The sequence below is a fragment of the Pseudomonas sp. H9 genome, from assembly GCF_004353925.1.
Classification (GTDB): domain Bacteria; phylum Pseudomonadota; class Gammaproteobacteria; order Pseudomonadales; family Pseudomonadaceae; genus Aquipseudomonas.
Genome location: NZ_SMOK01000038.1, coordinates 1 through 1,323, shown reverse-complemented (window position 1 = coordinate 1,323; position 1,323 = coordinate 1). Strand labels below are relative to the sequence as shown.

General features: G+C 54.2%; 1 protein-coding gene. It reads right to left on the bottom strand.

Annotation, left to right across the window (positions count from 1 at the left end; genetic code table 11):
- Nucleotides 1-49: 49 nt before the first annotated feature.
- Nucleotides 50-1,269, bottom strand: a protein-coding gene (locus E1573_RS22845; protein WP_133216816.1) for an IS3 family transposase whose coding sequence is annotated in 2 segments (ribosomal slippage) — nt 50-921 and nt 921-1,269 — 1,221 coding nt in all. Because the reading frame shifts where the segments join, the coding sequence is not laid out codon by codon here.
- Nucleotides 1,270-1,323 lie beyond the last annotated feature (54 nt).

Here is a 1,323-nt window from a genome sequence, read left to right as displayed (position 1 = left end):
TGTCTAGTCCTGAAATAGGTTTACACCTGTTCAGGTAGGCCGATAGGCCTCAAAACGCCCGATGCACAGCATCGGGCGTTTTGTTTTTCAGGGCCATATGGGGCCGTTCTGTGTTGTATATCTGCACTGCCTCGTCAACCATCTGCCTTGCTTGCTCAAGATCTTCAGGGCTGCTCAACAGCAGCTCCATCTTGAGGATTCCGTTGATTCGCTCGGCCAGCGCGTTCTGGTAGCAGTCATACCCATCAGTCATGGAACACTGAACATCGTGCCGTTGGTGCAGTGACTGGTATAGCGCCGAGCAATATTGGATGCCTCGGTCCGAATGGTGGACTAATGGCTGGCAACGACGTCGCTTTCGTAATGCCTGCTTGAAGGCTTGCGCCACTGACTCGGCATGCAGGCTTTCATGGACGTGATGACCAACAATTTTCCTGGAGTACGCATCCGTTACCAGGCTCAGGTACAGCGGGCCGTTACGTGCGGGCAGATAAGTAATGTCGGCAACCCAGACATGCTCCGGCCTTGTCGGAACGACTTGGCTTGGACCGGGCTTGAGTAAGTTGGGGTGGCGATAGAAGCGATGAAAGCTCTGTGTTGTCTTGTGGTATGCCCGCTTGGGTAGCACCAGCAAACGGCGCTCTCCCAAGACCTGGAACAGCCTATCTCGGCCGACTTGGAATCGTTTGTCAGGTTGGCAATGCAGCAGATAGTGCAGCTTGCGTGTACCCAGACGAGGCTGGCGCATCCGCACTTGCTGAACAAACTCAACCACCCGATCTGCCTGGCGCTCTTTGCCATCAGCAGCTCGATTGCGCTTGTAGTAAGCCTGTCGGCTGATGCCTAGAAACTGACAAGCCCTGGCAATGCTCAGTCCTGCGACTTGACCTTGCGAGAGGACTTGCCGGATCGCTTTTTTACGACCGATACACCGTAGTCATTCTTCAGAACATCAACAACCGTCTCAAAGAACTGGGCCTTCTGGCTCATCAGCTCAAGCTGTTGCTCAAGCTCTTTGATCCGTTGCTCTGGAGTGAGCGTTTTGGGGTCAGACATCGCGCAACTCCTCTCGTCTCGGATCGAGGCCCCTTGGCTCCAATCCTGCCGACCATGCTTACGCAACCATACCAGAACCGTCGACCGACCCTGGATGCCATACCGCACCTGGGCCTGTTTGTAGGTCAGTTCGCCTTTTTCGATCTGATCAACGACGGCCAATTTAAAAGACAGCGAGTAATCTCGCTGTGTGCGCTTTACACCTTGCTCCATCTGACTCTCCGGAAATTCGGGATGGGAGGTGTAAACCTTATTCAGGACGGGACA